The sequence below is a fragment of the Anaerococcus hydrogenalis genome (assembly GCF_002871895.1).
Classification (GTDB): Bacteria; Bacillota; Clostridia; order Tissierellales; family Peptoniphilaceae; genus Anaerococcus; species Anaerococcus hydrogenalis.
The window spans coordinates 26,149-45,785 of sequence record NZ_PNHP01000005.1; the positions used below are offsets into that span (position 1 = coordinate 26,149).

A 19,637-nucleotide genomic window follows, 5' to 3' on the forward strand; every position below is an offset into this window, starting at 1 on the left:
TCCTTTCTATTATTTTATGTGGCCATCTTTTATTTTTCTAATTTTGGACTTATCTACCCTATCCAAACTTTTTGTATTTGTGGCAGTAATTATGGTTTGAAAACCGCCTAAATTTTCCAACAAAAAATTAGATCTTTTTTCATCAAGTTCTGAAAAAACATCGTCAAATAAAATTATGGCCTTATCTTGGCTGGTATTTTCTATTAAATTTACATTGGCAAGTTTAATATTTAAAATTGCAGACCTTTGCTGGCCTTGAGACCCAAATTTTTTGCTATCTTTTCCATTTATTATTATATCAATTTCATCTCTTTGGCTGCCTGATGTAGTCCTATAATATTTTAGGTCGTCGGATAAATTTTTTGAAAATTTTTCCCTATATTCTTCTATATCTTTAGCCACAATATCTGGCCTATATATTATAGACAAGTCTTCCTTATTTTCTGTAAGATTTAGGTGATTTTTTTTGGCATAGGTATTTATAAGGGAAATATATTTTTCCCTATACCTATAAATTTTATAATTTAGCCTAATAATTTGCTGATCAAAGGCCATAAGTTCTTCCTTAAAATATTTTGACCTTTGATTTTTTAGTACTTTATTTCTTTGACTAAGGACTTTGTCAAAATCTTTTTTCAAAGCCTTATAACTAAAGTTAACACTAATTATTATATCATCAATTAAGTTTCTTCTAAAATTTGGCCCATCTTTTATTATAGTTAAGTCTTCCGGGGTAAACAAAACTAATTTAAAAAGAGATTTTAAATCCTTGTTTTTGTCGTATTTTATATCATTTACAAAAATTTCTTTCTTATTTTCATTGACCCTTATTTTTACATTTTTGAAAGACTCATTTTTTCTAATAAGTCCATCAAGGGCCATTTCTTTTTCATTAAACATAATAAGGTCTTTGTCTCTAAAAGACTTAAAACTTTTTGCATTTGCCAAATAATATATACTTTCAAGTAAATTTGTTTTTCCTTGGGCATTATCTCCCAAAAAAATATTTATATTTTCATTAAATTCTATATTTTGGGAAAGATAATTCCTAAATTTACTTAGCCTTAAACTTTGAATCCACATTATACAAGTCTTATTTCAAATTGATTGTTAAATTCTACCAAATCGCCCTTATAAAGTTTTTTTCCTGCTTGAAAATATTCTTCTCCATTTACCAAAATTCCATATTCTTTTATAAGATGTTTGGCTTCTCCTCCACTTTGGGCTATGTCTGTTGCCTTAAGAAGGTCTTTGGCTAAAATTATTTCACATTCAAACTCTATCTTTTCCATAAAAACTCCTATTCTGCAAGTCTAACTGGTAGGGCAAGATAGGTAAATTCTTCGTCCTCGTATTTTGACTCATTCGGATAAATTAGGCAAGGGTTTAATGAAGATTTTAAGTTCATTTTTATAGACTTTGTATCACAAGCCTTGACACCTTCTATCAAATACCTAGCATTGAAGGCTATTTTTACATCTTCTCCCTCTTTTTGAATTTGAATTATCTCTTTTAAATCTCCAATCTCAGAATTTGATTCTATTAGACACTTATCGTCTTCTATATTTATTTTTATAAGATTTGCCCTTTGAGTATTGTTTAATAATTGAGCTCTTTCCAAGGAATTAATAAGCTCTTGCCTATCAACTACAAGGCTTGTTGTAGATATATCTGAAATTATATTTGTATAGTCAATATAATTTTTATCTATTACCTTGCAATACATGGTAGTATCGCCAGATTCAAAAATTATATCCTTGTCATCCTTATAAATTTTTGTAATTTTTTCATCATCAATTATCCTAGTCCATTCTGATATAGATTTTCTAGGAATTATTAGCCTAGATTTATCCATTGATGAAGGATAGGATAATTTTAATTTTTTAAGGGCTACCCTGTAGCCATCAAGGGCAACAAAGTTTAAGTATCCATCCATTAATTCAAACAAGATTCCGGTAAGAGCAAGTTTGGTTTCATCTAGGCTTGTTGCAAATTCTGTTTGTGATATAGACCTTTTTAATTTATCATTTTGAATTTCTAAATAATCAACATCTGGAACTTTTAAGTCTTTCTTTTCATAGTAATCAAAGGCTAAGATATTAAACTTAGACCCGTTACATTTTATTTTTATTTTTGAATCAACTACTTCTATTTTTATTAGCTCATCTGGTAATTTTCTTACTATATTAGAGATAATATTGGCATTTATTGCCATTTCTCCTTCTTCTATTACATTACAAGAAACTTTGGTAAGAATAGATATTTCTCCATCAGATGATGTTAGAGTAAGGCTATCATTTTTTGCTTCAAAGTATATTAATTCATGAATTTGTATATTGGTTTTTCTTGACACAGCTTTTAGGGCTATGGAGATTTTATTTGATAAGTCTTTTTGTTGAATTTCTATTTTCATGTTGGCTCCTAACATATTATATAAACTTAGTAGTATTAGTAATAGGGGACTAGTATATGTGGATAAGTCTTATTAGCATTTATTTTTGAACAAAAAAGTCAAATAATATCTTGGGGATAATTTTTTATAAGTCATCCACTTTTCCACACAATCCACAAGATAAAATAAAGATTTTTAAATGTTAATCTTATAAACAGGCTTATCCTCAAACTTATACACATTTTGTGGATAACTAGGATTTTATTTCTTTTATTAATTCCTCGATTTCTTGCCTAAAATCTTGGTCCTCTTCTATCATAGCTTCAATTTTATCATGACCATGCATAATTGTTGTATGGTCCCTATTAAATTCATTTGCAAGGCTTACTAGAGATATAGAAAGTAGGTACCTGCAAAGATACATGGCAATTTGCCTTGGCATAACTATTTCTTTTTTTCTAGATTTACCCCTAAGATCTGTTAATTTTACATGATACCTATCAGAAACTTTTTTTTGTATATCCTCTGCGCTTATTTGTTTTTTATCCTTGTGGACTCTTGAGCTAACCCCAAGTCTTGCATCTTCAAGGCTTACATAGGACCTATTATTTGATTTTGCACAGGCAATAGAAGTTGCAAGGGCTCCTTCTAAATCTCTTATATTTGTTTCAATATTTTCTGCTATATATTCTAAAATCTTATAATCAACAACAGCCCCCAGTTCATCTTGTTTTTTTTGTAAAATTGCAACCCTTGTTTCAAAATCAGGTTTTGAAATATCAACTATAATCCCCCAACCAAACCTAGAAACAAGTCTTTCTTCCAAGTGTTTAATTTCCTTTGGAGGCCTATCAGAAGAAATTACTATTTGTTTTCCCTGATTGTATAAATCTTCGAAAGTATGGAAAAATTCTTCCTGAGTACCTGTTTTATTTGCAATAAATTGAATATCATCAATTAAAAGCATGTCAACCGAACGGTATTTTTTTCTAAACTCTTCATTGGTATTATTTCTAACAGCAGAGATCATTTCATTAGTAAATTTTTCACTAGAAAGATACATTACATAGCAGTCGTCTCTTTTTTTAAGAATTTCATGGGCTATAGCTTGCATCAAGTGAGTTTTACCAAGTCCACTAGACCCATAAATAAAAAGAGGATTATAAACTCTTGATACCTTATAGTTTGCCATATTCTCAGCAACAGATTGGCTAGCTGCAAGGGCTAGTTGGTTGGATTTACCTTGGACAAAATTTTCAAAAATATTATTTTTTTCAAGAAGTGGTTTGGGATACCTGTTTACATTATTAAGTCTTAGTTGACCATTATCATCAACATTTCTACCAAGAGTTAAAATATCTTCGTAATTTGGCCCATCTTTTGCAACTATTTCAACCTTATAGCTTGTACTTTCTCTCTTATTAATATCATTTAAAATAGCTTGCAATTGAGGAACCCAAATTTGGTCGAATATAAACTTGGTATCATTTTTTGGAATTTCTAAATAAATAGTATTATCATACTTATTTAAAGGTTTTAAAATACCAATCCAAGTTTCATACTGTTGAAGATCTGGAACATTCATTTTCATTTTTTCTTTTAATTCATTTGTTATGTATTCTAGATTCATCATTTTGGCTCTCTTTCATAAAATATTATCCACACAAAATAAATCAGTAAATCAGTAAATGTTAAATATATTTTAAAACTTATCCCCAAATTTTGGATAAGTTGTGGATAAGTCTAATGTGGATAGGTTAAATACTGAAAAATACAGGAGATTTTTCTAAATTTACAAGAAGATATCAGTAATCAAAAAAATTATCCACATCAATAAGCAAAAATTTATTAAAAATTCGACTTATCTTCATCTTTTACACAAGAGATTATACACTAATATAGCCATCTTGTAAAGTTATCCACAGATTGTTGATAATTTTGGGATAAGACAAAAATTTTTAAATTTAGCAATATTAAAACCATGTGGATTTTGTGGATAAGTTGATAATTTATAAAAAATATCTTATAATTAACTCGGTAAATCTGTATTTTAAGGAAATTTTCAAAAAATACTTACAAAAAATTAAAAAAATATACATATAAAAACTTATCCATGTGTCTTGTGCATAAAATATACATAAAAATACTTATCCACACTTACATAAAAATTTAGAATTAATGAATATTTGTATATTTTAGAAAAACTACTATGCATTCTTATTAAATATTTCTTAAAAATTCAAAATCGGAAATATTTAGATATTTTTTCTTGAGCCTATATCAAAGCTTAAAAAAATTAAAAAAATTTTTAATAAATTCATATTAAAAACCTTGACTTTCTACCATTATTTAAATATAATAAAAGACAGCGTAAAATAATAGGAGGTGATAACATGAAGAGAACTTATCAACCAAATAGAAGAAAAAGAAAAAAAGACCATGGCTTTAGAAAAAGAATGTCAACTCCCGCTGGAAGAAGAGTTTTAAAATCCAGAAGACAAAAGGGAAGAAAGAAATTATCTGCATAATAAAAAAGCTGCGGCTTTTTTATATTGTAGATAAGGTTAGGTTTTATTCTTATGGAAAAACAATTTAGTTTAAGAAAGAATGTAGACTTTGAAAGGGTTTATAAAAAATCTAAGCACTACTACAATAGAGATTTTACCGTATTTATTAAAAACAACGGTGTTAATAGGCCAAGGTTTGGTTTTTCTATTTCTAAAAAAATAGGTAAGGCCAACCAAAGAAACAAACTTAAAAGAAGACTTAGGGCAATAGTTTATGATAATTATAGAAACATCAACAATGTTGATATAATTATCATTCCAAAAAAACACACTACAGATTTTACTTACCAAAAACTTAAATCTTCTTTAGGCCATGTACTTAGTAAAGCCTTTAAGGACAAGAAAATTAGATATGTTAAATAAACTTTTTCTAATAATTATTAGATTTTATCAATTGTTTATTTCTCCACTCTTAGGCTCTGGAAAATGTAAATATTATCCTTCTTGTAGCCAATATGCTATTGACTGTTTTAAAAAGTATAATTTTTTTAAGGCCTTTTTTAAGGCTAGTTGGAGAATTTTAAGGTGCAATCCTTTTTCTAAAGGGGGATATGATCCGGCCTAACAATTGATTTTTTTTATATTTACACTTGAGATTAGGAGAAATAATGTTAAATTTTATAGCACAATTATTGGGTAGCTTAATGAAACTTATTTATGATTCTTTGGTAAATAATTTTACTGAACCATCTAATATGAGTTTTTATGCTATATCAATTATTTTAATGACAGTCTTGGTTTCTTTAATTACAATACCAATGACTATGAATCAACAAAAGCAAGCTGCAAAAAGTGGGGAAATTCAACCTAAAATTGAAGAGATTAAGAAAAAATATGCCTATGACCCTCAAATTATGCAACAAAAAATGCAACAACTATACAAAGAAGAGGGAGTAGGACCAGGACTTTCATCATGTCTTGTTATGATTTTTCAATTATTGATACTTTTATCTTTATATAGGGTAATACAAAGTCCTGATAAATATATTTTCCAAGGATCAATGCACCAAGTTAAGGATAATTTTTTATGGGTTCCAACCCTTTCAAAAGCAGATCCTTTATTTTATGGTCTACCACTTTTAACAAGTATAAGCCAGTTAGCGGTTCAAGTTTTTACTATGAAAACTTCACCACAAAGCCAGGCTCAAAATACTCCAGGCATGGGTTCTATGAACAATATGCTTATGATTATGCCAATTATTTATTATTTCGTATTTAGAAATCTACCAGCAGGTTTGCCACTTTATTGGACAACAAGTTCACTTGCAAGACTTATAATCCTTGGTGGTCAATACTTAATTGGTCTAAATAAAAGAGATAAAGAGGAAGAAAATGAAAAGATCAATAGTAAAAACAGCAAAAACTAAAGATGAAGCTATAAAAGAAGCTTTAAAAGAGATTAATAAATCAATAGACGAAGTTGAAATTGATGTTTTAGAAGAAGAATCAACAGGATTTTTGGGTCTTATTGGTCAAAAGGATGCTGTTGTTAAGGTATCTTACCAAGAAGATATTAATGAGGGAATTGATTCTTTGATCAAAGAAATCGAAGAAGACACTAAAAAAGACCTTGAAAAAGAATTTGATGTAAAAAAAATATCAGAAGAAATTCAAGAAGAAAATAGAGAAGATATTGAAGAAAGTAAGTCCTTGGAACCTAAATTGGAAGATGAAAAAGAGTCTTTAGATCTTGAGGTTAAAAATGAAGAGGATAAAGAAGATGAAGTTAGCCTTTATTATAAGGCCAAAGATCTTTTAGAAAAAATCCTTATTGATATGCACTTTGAAGATGTAAAAGTAATTGGAAACCTTGAAGATAATATTATTAAGCTTGAAGCTAAAATTGATCCAAAAGATACAGGTATTGTAATAGGCAAGGGTGGTAAAACACTTGATGCAATTGAAACTGTAATTAGAAAAATCATAAAGGCTAGGTCAAACAAGGTTAAGCTTAATATTGATATAAACAACTACAAAAAAAGAAGAGATGAAAAGATAATCATGCTTGCAGACCAAGCTTGCAAAAAAGTTTTGAAAACCAGAAAAAGTTGGAATTTAAAATATATGAATTCATATGAAAGAAGACTTGCTCACGAACAAATTTCAAAATATGATAAGCTTGATTCCCACTCAGAGGGAGTTGAACCAAAAAGATTCGTTGTGGTTGATTATAAATAAGAGATGTTTCACGTGAAACATCTTTTTTTATTGGTAAAATTAATGTATAATATTTAAAGAATGTTTATGTCAAAGGTAAACAGTCATTTAAGAAAGGATGAATTATGAGTGAATCTACAATAGCAGCAATTTCTACACCCCAAGGAAGTGGTGGTATATCTATAGTTCGTATGAGTGGCGATAAATCTTTTGACATTATAAAAAAGATTTTTAAGCCAATTAATGAAAGGGCTTTGGATAGGGATAAAGATAATAGGATGATGAGATACGGGCATATTGAAAAAGATGGCCGTATTTATGATGAGGTTATGATTAACTTTATGAAAGGACCAAATACCTATACTAGGGAAGATATTTGTGAAATAAATTGTCACGGATCAATGATTTCTGTTAGGGATATTTTAAACCTACTATTAGATTTAGGATGTGAACTTGCAGATAGGGGAGAATTTACCAAAAGGGCATTTCTTAACGGAAGAATAGACCTATCTCAGGCTGAGGCAGTTTTAGATATTATAAATTCAACAAACGAGATTTCACAAAAACAAGGCTTAAAACAATTATCAGGTTTGTTGAGAGAAAAAATAGAAGAAATAAGAAAAATTGAGCTTGAAGCCTTATCAAGAATTGAATATTCAATTAATTTTACAGAAGATGGGGAAGATCTTCCTCTTGATGATATAGTTGAATATATGGATAGGGCAAATGATGAAATTACAAAGCTTTTATCAACTGCTAATAAGGGAAAATTGGTAAAAGATGGGATAGAAACTACAATTATAGGTAAACCAAATGTAGGCAAGTCTTCTCTTTTAAATGTCCTATTAAATGAAAATAGGGCCATAGTAACTGATATTCCTGGAACAACTAGGGATTCTATTACAGAGTATATTAACCTTGGAAATTTAACATTAAAGATAAATGATACAGCAGGTATTAGAGAAACTCACGATGAGGTTGAAAAAATCGGGGTACAAAGGTCAAAAGAATTGGCTAAAGGTGCTGATTTGATTATAGCAATTTTTGATAGGTCAAGAGAGATTGATGAGGAAGATAAGATTATTCTTGATTTATTGAAGGGAAAAAATGCTATTATTATTTTAAATAAAATTGACCTAGATTCAAAAATTTCAAAAGAGGATTTTGATAAAGATTTTACAATAATTGAAACATCTATGGTTTCAAGGGATGGAATTGATAAGCTTGAAGGAGCTATTTTTGATATTTTTGATTCTAAGGAATTAAATAAAGAGTCTTTGATGATTACAAACTTAAGACATGAGAGACTTTTAAATTCTTCAAAAGAAAAACTACAGTCATCTTTGAAGGATATTAAATCTTTTGTTCCTATTGATTGTGTAGAGGTAGATTTGAGATCTTCTTATGATGATTTGGGACTAATTATAGGTGAAACTGTTTCGGATGAAATAATGGATAAAGTATTTAGGGAGTTTTGTGTTGGAAAGTAATAAAAAATATATAGATGAATCTTATGATGTTGTAGTTATAGGAGCAGGTCATGCAGGATGTGAGGCAGCCTTGAGTATTGCAAGACTTGGTTTTAAGACTCTGGTTTTAACTACAAGTATGGAATCTGTGGCTGATATGCCATGTAATCCAAATATTGGTGGAACAGGAAAGGGCCACATAGTTAGAGAAATTGATGCTCTTGGTGGAGAAATGGCAATAAACATTGATAAGACCTTTATCCAATCAAGGATGCTAAATACATCTAAGGGTCCTGCAGTTCATTCTCTAAGGGTTCAAGCTGACAAGATAAAATACCACCAAGAGATGAAGAAAACTCTTGAAAGCCAAGAAAATTTGGACTTATTCGAGCAAGAAGTTGATAAGATTAATGTAGAAGATGGAAGGGTAAAAAGTGTTGAAACAGTCCAAGGGGCAATTTTTCCAACCAAGGCTTGTGTAGTTTGTACAGGAACCTATTTAAATGGAAAAATCCTCATGGGAGATTTTCAAAAAACATCAGGACCCCATGGTCTTTCAGCAGCAACCCATCTTTCTGATAGCTTAGAGGACTTAGGTTTTACATTAAGACGTTTTAAAACGGGAACTCCTGCTAGGGTTGATAGGAAAAGTTTGGATTTAACAAAGACTGAAATTCAAAAAGGTGATGAAAATATTGTTGCTTTTTCATTTTTAAATGAAGGCAAGGATTTTTCTGACAAAAAGCAAGAAGCATGTTATTTGACCTATACTACTGAAAAAACAAAAGAAATTATCATGGAAAACTTGGAAAGGTCTCCTATGTATGGAGGTCTTGTAAAAGGAATTGGACCAAGATATTGCCCATCCATAGAAGATAAGATGGTAAGATTTCCTGACAGGGACATCCACCAAGTATTTATTGAACCTGAAAGTCTTTCAACTGACGAAATGTATGTTCAAGGAGTATCTTCAACCCTTCCCCAAGAAGTTCAAAAAGAATTTTATAAAACAATAGAAGGTCTTGAAGATTGTAAAATTATAAGACCAGCATATGGGATAGAATATGATTGCTTGGACTCTACAAATCTAAAAAGAAGTTTGGAATCAAAAGAAATTGAAAATTTATTTTTCGCAGGACAAATAAATGGGTCAAGTGGATATGAAGAAGCAGCAGGTCAAGGGCTGGTTGCAGGAATAAATGCAGCCTTAAAATTAAGGGGGGATGACCCTTTGATTTTAGATAGGTCTGATGCCTATATTGGGGTCTTGATTGATGATTTGGTAACAAAAGGAACTAATGAGCCTTATAGGATGATGACATCAAGATGTGAATATAGACTTACTATGAGACAAGATAACGCTGACTTAAGACTTACTGAAAAAGCCCACGAAATTGGTTTGGTTACAGATGAGCGTTACCAAAAAATGATTGAAAAAAGAAAAAATATAGAGGATGAAATAAATAGACTTCAAAAGGTAATGGTTAGTCCAAGCCAAGAAAATAATAAAATAATGGAAGAAATTGGATCAAGTCCTTTAAAAACAGGTTATAGTTTATTCGACCTAATAAAAAGACCAGAATTAACCTACGAAAAGCTTGAAATCCTAGATCCAGATAGACCTTCCTTGCCAAAGTTCCAACAAATACAAGTCCAAACTGAAATTAAATACCAAGGCTATATAAAAAAACAAATGGCAGATATTGGAAAGTTCAAAAAACTTGAAAATAAAAAACTTGACCATGACACAGACTATACAAAGATAAAGGGACTTAAAAAAGAATCTGCAGAAAAATTAAACAAAATAAAACCTGATTCAATAGGTCAAGCATCAAGAATATCTGGTGTTTCCCCAGCAGATATAAATGTGCTTTTGATTAGATTAAAGGCAGGAGATTTAAATGGATAAGTTTGAAAAATATGGGCAAATGCTAATAGAAACTAATAAAAAATTTAATTTAACAACGATTGATGAACCAGATCAAATAAAAATTAAACATTTCGAAGACTCCCTTACTATAAAGTCATATATTAATGAAGGCATGAAGGTTTTAGATATAGGATCCGGGGCAGGATTTCCTGGAATCCCATTAAGGATAGAAAAAGACTTTGACCTAACCTTGATTGATTCTGTAAATAAAAAAGTTAATTTTATGAATCAAGTCATAGAAGAGTTGGACCTTAAAAATACAAGAGCTATCCATGTTAGGGCAGAAGACTTTGCAAAAGAACATAGGGAAGAATTTGACATGGTTATATCAAGAGCTGTGGCAAATTTATCCACACTTTCAGAGTATGCCCTACCTTTTTTAAAGGTAGGAGGAATTTTTATAGCTATGAAAGGACCTAAGGCTGAAGAAGAATATGAAGATGCTAAAAATGCCTTAAAAATCTTGGGTGGGGAGCTTATAAATATAGATAGTATGGACCTTCATGGAAATACAAGGAAAAATATCTTAATAAAAAAAGTAAGGTCAACAAAAAAGAAATACCCAAGAGGTAAAAACCTACCAAAGAAAAACCCATTATAAAAAATGTTTCACGTGAAACATTTTTTTATTGAATTATAGAAAAGAGGTTTTATGAAAGCACAAATAATTTCTGTAGGTACAGAAATTTTACTAGGAAATATAACTGATACTAATTCCAAATTTCTAGCTAATAAACTAACTGAATTAGGAATAGATGTTTTTAAAATGACTACTGTTGGGGATAATCCTGATAGGTTGTACAAGGCCTTGAAAGAAGCTGTAGAGAATGTTGATTATGTTTTTACAACAGGAGGGCTTGGACCAACAGAAGATGATATAACAAAGGAAATAGCTATTAAAGTATTGGGTCAAGAAGACCAAGTTATTGTGGATCCAAGATCTAAAGAAAGGCTGGAGTCTTATTTTGCAAAAAAGAAAAAGGCTATAAAAATAAATTTAAAGCAAGCAAAATTTCCCAAAGATGCTATAATTTTGGATAATGATCGTGGAACAGCCCCAGGTTGTATTTTAAAAAATAAAATAATTCTTCTACCAGGTCCACCAAGAGAGATGGAGTATATGTTTGAACATAAACTTAAAAACCACCTAAGCCATGATTCTATCATTAAGTCTAGAAATTTAAAAATCGCCTTGTTGGGTGAATGGGATATGGCTAGTAGGATAGACCTATCTACTAAAAATCCTACAATTTCTCCTTACTTTAACAATCAGGGTGGTTATTTGAGAATTACTGCCAAAGCTAAAAGTGAAATTGAAGTAGATAAGCTTTTGGATGATAAAGAAAAAGAAGTTAAAAGTATTTTTAAAGATCTTTTGATTTCTGATGATAGCCTCAGAAAAGAAGAAACATTAATAAATTTATTAAAAGAAAGAGGAGAAAAAGTCTCAACTGCTGAATCAGTTACAGGAGGTTTTATTGCTTCATCTATTATAGATATAGCAGGAGCAAGTGAAGTAATAGAAGAAGCTTTTGTAACCTATTCAGATAGGATAAAAGAAAAAACCTTAAATGTTTCACATGAAATATTAGAAAAGTATGGGGCTGTAAGTCATGAATGTGCCATAGAAATGCTAGATGGTTTGTATGAGCACACATTGGCAGATCTTTGTATTATTTCAACAGGCTATGCCCACAAGGGAGAAATAATTTTAGGCTTAAAATATAAGGATAAGAAAATTATTAAAGAATTTAATTTTTCAGCTGATAGGAATAAGGCGAGACTATTTGCAAAAAATAGGGCTATGGATCTTGCCATATTAATGATGAGAGGAAAGTATGAAGACAATATCGATATTTAATCAAAAAGGGGGAGTAGGCAAAACAACTAGTGTTGTAAATCTTGCTGTTGCCCTTTCAAAGTTAGGTAAAAAAGTTTTGGTAATTGATTTTGACCCTCAAGCAAATACCACAACAGGACTTGGTCTCGATAGAAACCAGGTCGAAAAATCTATTTATAAGATGTTTTATGAAGAAGATTACAAGGATTACATAGTAAAAACCGATGATGGTCCTTATTTGATAGCAAGTGAAAATTCCTTATCAGGTTTAGAAGTTGAACTTGTAAGTTTGGATGAGGAAGAAAGATTAAAAATGCTATATCAAATAATAGAAGAAATAAAGAAAGACTTTGATCTTATTTTAATAGATTGTCCTCCTTCTTTGGGACTTTTATCTTTAAATGCTCTTGTTGCAAGTGATTCAATAATAATTCCTATTCAAACTGAATATTATGCCTTGGAAGGGGTTAGTGAATTATTAAAAACTTACAACACAGTAAAAAATTCCATAAAAGAAGACTTAGAAATAGAAGGAATCTTACTTTGTATGTTTGATCAAAGAACAAATCTGTCTTACGAGGTTGTAGAAGAAGTTAAGTCATATTTTAAGGACAAAGTGTTTGCTACAATGATTCCAAGAAATATAAAACTCGCTGAGGCACCTTCTTTTGGGAAAAGTGCAATTGTTTATGATGAAAATTCAAAAGGAGCTAGGGCCTATATGGACCTTGCAAGAGAGCTTATAGATAATAATTCTAAGGGAACGATAAAAAAACCTGATAAATCTGATAAATCTGAAACAAAAAAAGTTTCACAAGAAAATTCTGAAGAGCTTTTAGAAAATAATCCAGAAGATAAGACAGAGGATAAAGAAATAGTAAAAGATAAGTCTGAAGATAAAGAGATAGTAAAAGATAAAAAAGAAGATAAAAGCGTTAAGGATAAGATAGAAAAAAGTGAAGAAGCTGATCATGGATTAGTTCATAAAAATAAGTTTTCATTTAACGAGAACAAGTTATTAAATAATGAGAAGAGGGATTAGCTATGACAAAAAAATCTTTGGGTAGGGGACTTGGATCTCTGATTCCAGAAAATAATAAAAGAAATAAGACCATAGTAAGAATTCCTATGGAAAAAATTTATACTAGAAAAGATCAACCAAGAAAAAATTTTGATGATAAGGCTCTTTTGGGGCTTAGCCAGTCAATAGAAAAATATGGCTTATTAAATCCCATAGTCCTTAGGAAAAATGGGATTAAATATGAAATAATAGCTGGTGAAAGAAGGTATAGGGCAAGTAAACTTTTAGGACATAAAGAAATTGATGCAATTATAAAAAATGTTGATAACAAGAATATAGATATTCTTTCTATAGTTGAAAACGTGCAAAGAGAAGATTTAACAGGTCTTGAAGAGGCAAATGCCTATAATGAATTATGTCAAAACTATAATATGACCCAAGAGGAGGTTGCAAAAACTGTTGGTAAATCAAGGTCTTATATAGCAAATAGCCTAAGGCTTTTAAAACTTGATGAAAATTCAAAAAGAGAACTACAAGAAGGAAATATTTCATCATCTCAGGCAAGAACCCTTCTTTCTATAAAAGATGAAGATGATAGAAAAAAATCTCTAGATGATTTTAAGAATAAGAAAACAAATATAAGAAAAGTAGAAAAAAAATCTAGAAAAATCAAGTCTATTAAAGATGATCAAAATTTAGACCAAATACTATTCGAAGATTTTGAAGAAAAATTTATTGATCTTTTAAATTCAAAAGTAGAAATTAAAAAGAATAAGGAAGGATATAGGGTAAGTATTGACTGTTTTTCTATAGATGATATAGAAAATTTATATTGGAGTATAAAAAATGGAAAAAAATAAGATAATTGATTTTACAGTTAAAAATCTAATTGATAATACCAGGAAAAAAACTGCTAATCCTGGTGGTGGAGCTATTATAAGTTTGGTTGGAAATCTTGGCTTAAATTTAATATTAATGATGGCAAAAAAAGATTATGGGGATGAAAAATTAAATAAAAAGTCTCAAAAAATAGAAAAGAAATTTAAAAAATATTCATCAGAATTAGAAGAATTGATGCAAGAAGATATAGATAAGGTTAATCTTTTAATAAGGGCCTATAAAGATGAAAATATCTCAAATTATGATGATTATATAATTGAGGCAAATAAGGCACCAAAAAGAACCATTGAACTAATGATAATTATCCTACAAGATTGTGATTTTATTCTAAAACATGGAAAAATCGAAGCAATAAGTGATGGGGAGATTGGACTAAGGCTTGTTAAAGAAGCTATTCATTCTTCTTTTATAAATCTTACTATGAATGAAGACAACTTATCAGATGAAAAAATAGAAAAAACAAATTACAAATCTATCATAAAATTTTGTGATAAGTTGTACAAGGATAATATTAAAATCATCGATGAAAGGAAAAAGAAATGGGACAAACAATAGCCATAATTATCTTATTTATTCTTGTTATCTTTGAATATTCAATGATAAAATCAAACAACAACAAATTAAGAAGACAAAAAAGAAGATATGACCACCTACTAAGGGGAAAAAATCCTGATATAAATATGGAAGAATTAATTTTACAACTTAATGACCAAATTGAAGAGTCCAGTAGAGAAATTAGGTCTCTTGACCAAAGGGCTTCAGATACGAAAACTTCATCAATGGGAGCTGTAAGTAAGATGGCTGTTGTACATTTTGATGCTTTTGATAGCCAAAGAGGAAAAAATTCATTTTCCTTAACCCTCCTAGATTCTTACCATAATGGAATTGTTTTAACAAATCTATATTCCCAAGATGGATCAAACACCTACCTTAAGGAAATAGTAAATGGAGAAAGTTTACAAGAATTATCTGATAGGGAAAAGGAGTGTTTAGAAAAAGCAAAATTATAGAAGAAAATTTCTTCAAATAGGGTATAATAGTAATGCTAAAATCGATTTATGATTAGGAGGTTATTATGGCAAACGATGGAGTTATGGAACTCGCTACTGAAAATATTAGGGGTAAAAACCGTACAATAGTATTTCCAGAAGGCGATGATTCAAGAGTATTAAGGGCAGCTATAAGACACAATGAAGATGGACTTGTAGTTCCAATATTACTTGGTAACAAAGATGAAATTCAAAAAGTAGCAGATCAAGAAGGGGTCAAATTAGGAGATATCCAAATTATTAACCCAAGAGAAAGTGAACTACTTGATGAATTAGTAGATAGATATGTTGAGCTTAGAAAAGGCAAAAACACAAGAGAAGATGGTGAATATCTTCTTAAAAAAGACAACAACTATTTCGGAACTATGCTTATTGAAACAGGAAAAGCAGACGGAATGGTTTCAGGTGCAGCTCATCCAACTGGAGATACAGTAAGACCAGCTCTACAACTTATCAAAACAAGAAAAGGTGTAAACAGGGTTTCTGGTGTTATGATTATGCTTGGACCTAATGGAGAAAAATTATTATTTGCAGATACAGCAATTAATATTACTCTTCAATCTAATGAACTTGCAGAAGTTGCAGTAGAAGCTGCAAGAACAGCTGAAGAATTTGGTATAGAACCAATAGTTGCTATGCTATCATTTTCAACAAAAGGATCAGCTAAACACGAACTTGCAAGAAAGGTAGAAGAAGCTACAAAACTTGCAAAAGAAATGGATCCAGACTTAAGAATTGATGGAGAAATGCAATTTGATGCAGCTATTTCACCACAAGTAGCAAGAAAGAAAATTCCAAACTCAGACGTTGCAGGAAGGGCAAAAGTATTTATATTCCCAGACCTACAAGCTGCAAACATTGGATATAAAATTGGTCAAAGACTTGGAAATTATGAAGCTTTAGGACCAATACTTCAAGGGCTAAACAAACCAGTAAATGACCTTTCAAGAGGATGTAACGAAGAGGATGTATATAAACTAACAATTCTAACAGCTAACCAAGTTAGAGATTAAGAAAAAATAAAAGAGACAGTCATTTGATTGCCTCTTTTGTTATACAAAAAAATTAACTATAAAACATATAGACAATGAAACACAATAAAAAGAGGTGGCAATTATATTTAAAGACGAAGTAAAACAAAATGCAAAGGCAGTTGTGCCTATAGCAATTTTAGTTTTAATATTAAATTTATTTAGACCAGTAGACAATAAATTAATAGGAAATTTTTTGCTAGGATGCCTGGGAGTAATTTTAGGTCTTTCCATTTTCCTAACAGGAGTAGACTTATCCATATCAAAAATAGGATCTTTTATGGGAGATTTTATAGCAAAATCTGAAAATATTTTAAAGGTAGTAATATTTGGAATATTCATAGGATTTATAATTTCAGTTGCTGAACCTGACCTTTTAATTTTAGCAAACCAAGTAAGTAGTGCAGTTGGATTAGTATCATTTTTGATAGTAGCCATAATTTCAGCAGGAGTTGGAGTAATGATTTCAATTGGTCTTTACAGGATATTTAAAGAAATTAAACTTTCAAGCCTTATGATAGTAGTATATGGGGTAATTTTTATCCTCATGCTCATAACAAATGATTTAGGTCATGCTATAGCTTTTGATGCATCTGGAGCTACAACAGGGGCAATGACAACTCCCTTTATTATAGCCCTAGGACTTGGTGTAAGTAAATTAAAAGGGGAGAGTAAGGGGGAAGAAAACTCATTTGGCCTTGTAGGAATTGCATCAGCAGGACCAATCCTTGCAGGATTATTGATGAGCCTTTCAATTGATTCATCAAATGTTTTAATAGAAGAAATGGCTCACACATCAGCCATATATTCAGGATTTAAATCAGCAACTTTTGCAATAGTTCCTATTAGTTTGGTATTTTTTGTAATGGATAAATTAGTTTTTAAAATTAAAAATAAAAAAAACATAAATCTGGGTTTAATCTACACTTACCTAGGCCTTATAATATTTTTGGCAAGCGTTGAAGGTGGATTTATGGAACTTGCAAGAGTTATGGGAGAAAATTATGCAGATTTTAAACTTGTACCATTAATTGGATTTATCTTAGGACTTTTGGTTGTTTTGGCAGAACCAGCTGTTTTTGTATTATCAGAGCAGGTAGAAGAAGTTACAGGAGGATCAATTCATAAGTCTTCAATAATGAAGGCCCTTTCACTTGGAGTTGCCTTTGCAGTGATGCTTGCTATGTTTAGGATAAAAATTGAAGGGTTTAAATTATGGATGCTAATAGTACCAGGATTTTTGCTTGCCCTAATCTTATCAAGAAATGTTCCTCAACTTTTTGTTGGAATTGCCTTTGATTCGGGAGGAGTTGCATCAGGCCCAATGACAGCAACCTTTATCCTTGCCTTTTGCCAAGGTGTTGCAGGAAATGTAGCAGATGGATTTGGAGTAATAGCCTTTGTGGCATTAATGCCAGTAATAACAATAATGATAATGGGATCTTTTTATAAGGAGGCCATAGAAGGATAATGAAATATTTAAGAATAATAACATCAAGATCAAAAGGATCTAGGTTTATGGACCAATTAGAAAAACACGGTGCTAAGTCAATTTCTTGTCTTTTGGCAGAAGGCTCTGCAAATGACCATATTTTAGAAGTCTTGGGAATTAACAAAGAAAAAAAAGAAATAGTATCAGCCCTTGTAAATGACGAATTGGTAAAGGACTTGTTATATAAGTTAAAAGAAAAATTCGATAAGAAAAATACATCTATAATGTTTACAACACCACTGGACTTAAAAGGAGAAGTTAATATGGAATATGAAGCTTTGTATGTAATAGTTAACAAAGAAAATGCAGATAAGGTTATAGAAATATCCCAAAAAGAAGGGGCAAGAGGAGCTACTGTTGTCCATGGAAGAGGATCAGGTATTCAAAAAAAGTCAGTATTTTTAAATATGACAATTGAACCTGAAAAAGATATTGTCATAATGTTAATCAAAAAAGAAATATCTGAAAAAGTTAAAAGCTCCATTTATGAGGCTATGAATCTGGAAGAAAATTCTCAAGGAATACTTTTCTCCTTGCCAGTTTCAGACGTTCGTGGACTTGTTGAGCAAAATTAAGACGGTATAATTATAAAAAATGGAGGATATTATGAAAGAGATAAATACAAGCGAATTTGATACACATGTTTTAGAAAATGATGGAATAGTTTTGGTAGATTTTTCAGCAACTTGGTGTGGACCTTGTAAGATGCAAAAACCAGTTCTTGAACAAATGGAAGACCAATTAGAAATATATTCTGTAGATGTTGACCAAAGTCCAGAACTTGCAGGAAGATATAATGTAAATGCAGTCCCATCTTTGATGTTATTTAAGGGTGGAGTATTAAAAAATACCCTAGTAGGTTTCCAAGCTAAAGAAGTTATTCTTGAAGAAGTAGAAAAGCTTAAATAATGGATTACGACTTAATAGTTGTTGGATTTGGACCTGCAGGAATAGCTGCAGGTCTTAATGCAAGTATAAGAAAGAAAAAAGTTTTAATAATAGGAAAAAAATCAAAGGCCATAGAAAAAAGTCCCTCAATAAAAAATTATTTGGGCTTTAAGGACTTGGAAGGTAAGGATTTATACCAAAGATTTATAGACCATATAAAGGAGTATCCAGTAGAAATAATGGATAAAAAAATCAAGGCAGTTTATGCCTTGGGTGATTATTTTTCAGTAGATCTTGGAGATAAAATGCTTACATCAAAAACTTGTATCTTAGCTTCAGGAGTTGATATGGGAAAATCCATAGAAGGTGAGGATAAATTTTTTGCCAAGGGAATTTCCTACTGTGCAACCTGTGATGCAAGTTTATATAAAGGAAAGAAAGTTGTCCTAGTAGGCTTAAATGATGAGGCAATAGATGAGGCAAACTTTATAAATAAGCTTGCAAAAGAGACTATTTTTATAAATCCAAAAAATGAGGACCTAAAGCTTGATTCTGGGATTAAAATTATAAACAAAAAACCTAAAGACTTTATTGGAGATATGAAGGCATCTTCTTTAATTTTGGAAGATGGGGAAAAAATTGAGGCTGATGGATTTTTTATTATAAAAAATTCTTCAAAACCACAAAGCCTAGCCCCTTCAGTAAAAATTGAAAATGGCCATATAAAAGTTGATTCAAATATGCAAACAAATATAAAGGGCTTGTTTGCCTGTGGTGATATAGTTGGAAGACCTTATCAAATCAACAAGGCAGTTGGCCAAGGACAAATTGCTGGCTTAAATGCAGCAAGTTATAAATAATGTTTCACGTGAAACATAAAATGTCATACCTTAGGGTATGG

Annotated in this window: 22 protein-coding genes; 18 read left to right on the forward strand and 4 right to left on the reverse strand. The window is 30.5% G+C overall.

The window, feature by feature from the left end:
- Positions 1-9: 9 nt before the first annotated feature.
- The 4 genes from recF to dnaA all read right to left on the reverse strand — a co-directional run bounded on the left by recF (position 10) and on the right by dnaA (position 4,022).
- Positions 10-1,083: a DNA replication/repair protein RecF gene (gene recF / locus CJ192_RS07275; protein ID WP_102198323.1), complete on the reverse strand. Its 1,074-nt coding sequence runs from the start codon at positions 1,081-1,083 to the stop codon at positions 10-12.
- Complete coding sequence (locus tag CJ192_RS07280) at positions 1,083-1,292, reverse strand: RNA-binding S4 domain-containing protein (protein WP_004816349.1); 210 nt, start codon at positions 1,290-1,292, stop codon at positions 1,083-1,085. The genes recF and CJ192_RS07280 overlap by 1 nt, the downstream gene beginning before the upstream one ends.
- 8 nt (positions 1,293-1,300) lie before the next feature.
- Positions 1,301-2,413 carry a DNA polymerase III subunit beta gene (dnaN, locus tag CJ192_RS07285; RefSeq protein ID WP_004816347.1) on the reverse strand — a complete coding sequence of 371 codons (1,113 nt, stop codon included), beginning with the start codon at positions 2,411-2,413 and terminating at the stop codon, positions 1,301-1,303.
- Positions 2,414-2,645: 232 nt separating this feature from the next.
- A complete protein-coding gene (gene dnaA / locus CJ192_RS07290) occupies positions 2,646-4,022 on the reverse strand; it encodes a chromosomal replication initiator protein DnaA (RefSeq protein WP_004816343.1) in 1,377 nt (458 codons plus the stop codon).
- A gap of 763 nt (positions 4,023-4,785) precedes the next feature.
- On the opposite strand from dnaA, the gene rpmH reads away from it, so the two are divergent.
- From rpmH to CJ192_RS07380, 18 genes are all read left to right on the forward strand, one after another.
- On the forward strand, positions 4,786-4,920 hold the full coding sequence (gene rpmH / locus CJ192_RS07295; protein WP_004815746.1) for a 50S ribosomal protein L34: 135 nt from the start codon (positions 4,786-4,788) through the stop codon (positions 4,918-4,920).
- Between the two features lie 51 nt (positions 4,921-4,971).
- Positions 4,972-5,322, forward strand: a complete 351-nt coding sequence (rnpA, locus tag CJ192_RS07300; protein ID WP_004815747.1) for a ribonuclease P protein component — start codon at positions 4,972-4,974, stop codon at positions 5,320-5,322.
- Positions 5,312-5,524, forward strand: coding sequence for a membrane protein insertion efficiency factor YidD (yidD, locus tag CJ192_RS07305; protein WP_004816342.1), 213 nt, complete (start codon positions 5,312-5,314; stop codon positions 5,522-5,524). Before rnpA ends, yidD begins: the two co-directional genes overlap by 11 nt.
- 43 nt (positions 5,525-5,567) lie before the next feature.
- Positions 5,568-6,326, forward strand: coding sequence for a YidC/Oxa1 family membrane protein insertase (locus CJ192_RS07310; RefSeq protein WP_004816364.1), 759 nt, complete (start codon positions 5,568-5,570; stop codon positions 6,324-6,326).
- Positions 6,292-7,137, forward strand: a complete 846-nt coding sequence (gene jag, locus CJ192_RS07315; RefSeq protein WP_102198324.1) for an RNA-binding cell elongation regulator Jag/EloR — start codon at positions 6,292-6,294, stop codon at positions 7,135-7,137. Before CJ192_RS07310 ends, jag begins: the two co-directional genes overlap by 35 nt.
- A gap of 104 nt (positions 7,138-7,241) precedes the next feature.
- Positions 7,242-8,606, forward strand: coding sequence for a tRNA uridine-5-carboxymethylaminomethyl(34) synthesis GTPase MnmE (gene mnmE / locus CJ192_RS07320; protein WP_004816360.1), 1,365 nt, complete (start codon positions 7,242-7,244; stop codon positions 8,604-8,606).
- Entirely contained in the window at positions 8,593-10,494 is a 1,902-nt protein-coding gene (mnmG, locus tag CJ192_RS07325; protein WP_102198325.1) for a tRNA uridine-5-carboxymethylaminomethyl(34) synthesis enzyme MnmG, read from the forward strand. Before mnmE ends, mnmG begins: the two co-directional genes overlap by 14 nt.
- A complete protein-coding gene (gene rsmG, locus CJ192_RS07330) occupies positions 10,487-11,116 on the forward strand; it encodes a 16S rRNA (guanine(527)-N(7))-methyltransferase RsmG (RefSeq protein WP_004815759.1) in 630 nt (209 codons plus the stop codon). Before mnmG ends, rsmG begins: the two co-directional genes overlap by 8 nt.
- Before the next feature lie 51 nt (positions 11,117-11,167).
- Positions 11,168-12,376, forward strand: a complete 1,209-nt coding sequence (locus tag CJ192_RS07335) for a CinA family nicotinamide mononucleotide deamidase-related protein (protein ID WP_102198326.1) — start codon at positions 11,168-11,170, stop codon at positions 12,374-12,376.
- Positions 12,354-13,397 carry a ParA family protein gene (locus CJ192_RS07340; protein WP_102198327.1) on the forward strand — a complete coding sequence of 348 codons (1,044 nt, stop codon included), beginning with the start codon at positions 12,354-12,356 and terminating at the stop codon, positions 13,395-13,397. Before CJ192_RS07335 ends, CJ192_RS07340 begins: the two co-directional genes overlap by 23 nt.
- A 2-nt stretch (positions 13,398-13,399) precedes the next feature.
- Positions 13,400-14,236, forward strand: coding sequence for a ParB/RepB/Spo0J family partition protein (locus CJ192_RS07345; RefSeq protein ID WP_102198328.1), 837 nt, complete (start codon positions 13,400-13,402; stop codon positions 14,234-14,236).
- Positions 14,223-14,831, forward strand: coding sequence for a cyclodeaminase/cyclohydrolase family protein (locus CJ192_RS07350; RefSeq protein ID WP_102198329.1), 609 nt, complete (start codon positions 14,223-14,225; stop codon positions 14,829-14,831). Before CJ192_RS07345 ends, CJ192_RS07350 begins: the two co-directional genes overlap by 14 nt.
- Complete coding sequence (locus CJ192_RS07355) at positions 14,816-15,286, forward strand: DUF4446 family protein (protein ID WP_004815773.1); 471 nt, start codon at positions 14,816-14,818, stop codon at positions 15,284-15,286. Before CJ192_RS07350 ends, CJ192_RS07355 begins: the two co-directional genes overlap by 16 nt.
- Before the next feature lie 65 nt (positions 15,287-15,351).
- Positions 15,352-16,338, forward strand: a complete 987-nt coding sequence (gene pta / locus CJ192_RS07360; RefSeq protein WP_102198330.1) for a phosphate acetyltransferase — start codon at positions 15,352-15,354, stop codon at positions 16,336-16,338.
- Between the two features lie 94 nt (positions 16,339-16,432).
- The gene (locus CJ192_RS07365; protein ID WP_102198331.1) at positions 16,433-17,827 is read left to right on the forward strand and encodes a DUF1538 domain-containing protein; all 1,395 of its coding nucleotides are present in this window, start codon (positions 16,433-16,435) and stop codon (positions 17,825-17,827) included.
- Positions 17,827-18,423: a P-II family nitrogen regulator gene (locus CJ192_RS07370; RefSeq protein ID WP_004816346.1), complete on the forward strand. Its 597-nt coding sequence runs from the start codon at positions 17,827-17,829 to the stop codon at positions 18,421-18,423. Before CJ192_RS07365 ends, CJ192_RS07370 begins: the two co-directional genes overlap by 1 nt.
- Before the next feature lie 31 nt (positions 18,424-18,454).
- Complete coding sequence (locus CJ192_RS07375) at positions 18,455-18,757, forward strand: thioredoxin family protein (protein ID WP_102198332.1); 303 nt, start codon at positions 18,455-18,457, stop codon at positions 18,755-18,757.
- Entirely contained in the window at positions 18,757-19,596 is an 840-nt protein-coding gene (locus CJ192_RS07380) for an NAD(P)/FAD-dependent oxidoreductase (protein WP_102198333.1), read from the forward strand. The genes CJ192_RS07375 and CJ192_RS07380 overlap by 1 nt, the downstream gene beginning before the upstream one ends.
- Positions 19,597-19,637: the final 41 nt, after the last annotated feature.